The organism is Alicyclobacillus sp. CIJ1 (assembly GCF_057538885.1).
Map to the genome: position 1 here is coordinate 1 of NZ_BAAJPH010000064.1, position 3,285 is coordinate 3,285.

The window sequence follows — 3,285 nt, forward strand, 5'->3', positions numbered from 1 at the left end:
AGGGCGAGCGTGGCTCGGCTGCGGTCAAACGCGACATCATGCCCGCGGAGGCTCCATGTCAAGCACGGCCCAGGCAGCGCATCGGGCAGGAAATCTTGTACATTCTCGGTTTTGATGTGTCCATTGTATTGACTCAATACCATCATGTTGGGAGGTGAGATCTACAAGCATCGTGGGAAGTGGGGACGAGCTGAAACATACTGGTTACAGGCGCTCGAAGCATTCCGAGCTTGCGGAAGTGAATTGGCCAATCATGTATTACGCGGACTTCAACAGCTTCCTAGAGAGTAGCACGTATCCTGTTTCATCTAGGAGGAGGTGAGATTAACATGAAGAAGTTCGTATTGTACGGATGCTTGGTTGTTGCAACTATGCTGGGTTTGACCATGTCACCTGTTTTGAATCACTTTATGTACCACCAATAAGATGTGACTATAGAGAGGCGTTTAATTGGATAAAAAATCTATATCAGTGGCTTTGGCAAGATCGTTGTGAGGATGTTTCTTGGTGATTCCAATTTCTAACTATGAAACCACCGATAATCTAAAGCACTTAGCAATAATTAATGGATAGCAATTCTAGGTCGATAGAACAACGAATGGTAATCTAAACATGAATATTTGGGGATAAGTAATGTATAGTTTTATATTACCTATTTCAAGCTCTTTTATATTACTTATTCTTTTTTTAATAATGATGTTTAAGCTGCAAGAGAAACTAATAATTATACCGATAATTGGAGCAATAATATCAATAATTTTGATTATATTACTTTTTGTCATGACGTAATATGCGTGTTCCGACCTTTTGGACACTTATTCCGACATGTGAGCCCTTCTTTTTAGCTAATAAAATTTAGCTAGCATCGATCGCGCGGCTTTGAGTACGATCCAAAAGTGGATATATGAACCTTTCTGGAGGGCCTTCATGCTTAAGTTATGTTCTGTTTGTGCTGGTTATAGTAGGAAAAAGGTGTTACAGAACATTGATCTGACCTACCATGAAGGATTCCACGTGATCCTCGGTTCCAATGGTTCGGGTAAAACGACATTATTCCGGGTAGGCTCTGGTATTCTACCACCTTTTGAAGGTAAAGTTGAAATTTTAGGTGAAAACCCATATCGAATGCCGTCCATAAAACGTCAGGTCGGCTATCTGTCGCACGGTGCAGGTATGTCAACCTATTTAACGGTTCTAGAAAATTTACGCTTTTGGGCACGAGTCCAAAAGATGTCTAGAAAGAAATTCGATACTAGGTTGGAAGAATTGATACAATCCCTTTCTCTCTCGGACATCCTGTATGAAAAGATCAGCCGTCTTAGCCGTGGCCAATTCCAACGCGCTGCTTTAGCACAAACCTTGTTACATGATCCAAAAATCCTTTTCCTTGATGAACCGACTACCGGTCTTGACCCAACGACCGCGCGCAGTCTCAGAGATCTGCTGCGTAGGATTTCGAGGGGACGAGTCATTATTTACTCAACTCATAATCTCCATGAAGCGTCTGAACTAGCCAATGATATTACTTTCCTGAGGAAAGGTCGTGTCATCGCTCGAGGGTCCTTAGATGAGCTACGAAACAATCAATCAGCTATCCGACGTTTCTGTCTAAAGGTAAATAGAGATCCACGGGAAGTATTCAGGTCATTTGCTGTGGAGGCAATTCAGGATCAGCGGGGCTGGCTCATCGAGTGCCAGAGTGATGAAGAACTTGGTCGAATCATCGAAGCACTCGTCGCGTGTGGTATCCAGGTATCAGAAGTTAGGCGAATAGATGACGACTTGGAACAAATCTTTTTGCAGAAGGAGAAAGAGGGAAATGAATATTAAACGCACATGGCACCTGGGAATAAGTTTACTCTGGCGAAACTTCGCCGAACAAAAGTCTCGACTATGGATTACCCCTTTACTCATGTTAGGTCTCATTTTATTGATAAACTTGAGTATCCTTTATGCTCCAGGCGTCACAACACCACAGACACTCCCGACGCTTGAGAAAATCGCGAGTGCGACCTTTGGATTGACTGGCGGCCGCTCGACCCTTCTGATGGCTTCCCTCTTTGGATTAGGCCCCTATATCATCGCGGCCTTGGTCTCCAACATGGCAGCTTCCAATGCTCAAGGTAGCTTCGCAGATGAGGCGACCCGGGGAGGGTTGGAGTTGCTGCTGAGCGCGCCGTACACTTTGTCTGAGGTGTTTGGAGCAATCTTGCTATCATCAGTTGGTCTGACAATAACGGTCTGTACTTGTGTTGGCGTTGGCATGTATGGAATTGCCTACGGGATCATGGCCGTGTCAAGATTATCATTCCCATTTCACGCCAACTACATGGTTCTGGTGTTCCTTTTGCCACTTGGCCTCAGCATGTGTTCTGCGCTCGTCTCGTTGTTGATTTCAATTGTATTTCCGAAAGCGACAAAAATCAGAACAGGTGGTTCCGGAAACTTAGCACGCTTTATTGCCATCATGCCCTCGTTAATCTTTCTAGGCGTTGCAACTTTTCATCCCGAAATAAATTTGTTTGAGTTAGCGCTTATAGGTATTGGAATAGGTGTCCTAGGTTCGTTTATGGTTGCTTACTTCTGTGGTCGATGGTTTCGAGCAGAAATGATACTCGAAAAATAATCATATGTGATGATGGATCCGGTGAGTGTAGGAATACTCCTCTTACTACTTCTAGGAGAGAGTCAATGTCACGATTGCACCACGGTTGGCAAGGGGATGCGCACTTATCATACATGGCAACCAGGAGGGTGCTGAATGGGCGACAAGAACCGGAACGATCATCGTCGATGGTGGAATTGGATCATCTACTACGATCCAGATAATCCCAAAACCTTCGTTCGGAGAAGAGTAGGGTTTGGTGTGACAATCAACTTTGCCACCCGTCTTGGCAAGGCGATCGGCGTTATCTTCGTCTTAATTGTCATCGTCGTATACATCAACAAGAGGTTTGTTAAACTTTTCTGACAGCGAGCCCTAGGTGGGGGAGCTTCTCATGCGCCTGATCGGCTTTTACGTGCCGCCGGCGCCGTTTCGCAGGCTTTGGGCTTCAGAGGCGGCGCGGGTATTCGGCGGGCAACTCTTGGGCATCGTGCTGCCCTGGATTTATCTTCGGGTTGTCCATTCGCCGGAGACTTACGGCTTCTTGATTACGTTGACCTCCATCCCGCGGGTCGTCGGTTCCGCGTCGTCCGCGTGGTGGAACAAGCGCAGTCCTGCCGTGGCCGTGATGCGCCGCGCTTCTTCGGTGGCTGCCCTCATGGCTGCCGGCGTCGCCTTGG

Annotated in this window: 4 protein-coding genes; all 4 read left to right on the forward strand. The window is 46.3% G+C overall.

The genetic code is table 11. The annotated features are described in order from the left end of the window. Nucleotides 1–927 precede the first annotated feature (927 nt). Nucleotides 928–1,830 carry an ABC transporter ATP-binding protein gene (locus tag AC27E8_RS03350; protein WP_487097780.1) on the forward strand — a complete coding sequence of 301 codons (903 nt, stop codon included), beginning with the start codon at nt 928–930 and terminating at the stop codon, nt 1,828–1,830. Further along, nucleotides 1,820–2,626 (forward strand): ABC-2 transporter permease, encoded by an 807-nt coding sequence (locus AC27E8_RS03355; protein ID WP_487097778.1) that lies wholly within the window; start codon nt 1,820–1,822, stop codon nt 2,624–2,626. The genes AC27E8_RS03350 and AC27E8_RS03355 overlap by 11 nt, the downstream gene beginning before the upstream one ends. Nucleotides 2,627–2,761: 135 nt before the next feature. After that, the gene (locus tag AC27E8_RS03360; RefSeq protein ID WP_487097777.1) at nt 2,762–2,971 is read left to right on the forward strand and encodes a DUF5808 domain-containing protein; all 210 of its coding nucleotides are present in this window, start codon (nt 2,762–2,764) and stop codon (nt 2,969–2,971) included. Between the two features lie 28 nt (nt 2,972–2,999). After that, a partial coding sequence (locus AC27E8_RS03365; RefSeq protein WP_487111328.1) for a hypothetical protein occupies nt 3,000–3,285 on the forward strand: 286 nt, incomplete at its 3' end.

What these genes read in the sequence shown, in the direction of transcription:
- AC27E8_RS03355 (WP_487097778.1), top strand. Translation starts at nt 1,820, where the DNA reads ATGAATATTAAACGCACATGGCACCTGGGAATAAGTTTACTCTGGCGA.
- AC27E8_RS03350 (WP_487097780.1), top strand. Translation starts at nt 928, where the DNA reads ATGCTTAAGTTATGTTCTGTTTGTGCTGGTTATAGTAGGAAAAAGGTG.
- AC27E8_RS03360 (WP_487097777.1), top strand. Translation starts at nt 2,762, where the DNA reads ATGGGCGACAAGAACCGGAACGATCATCGTCGATGGTGGAATTGGATC.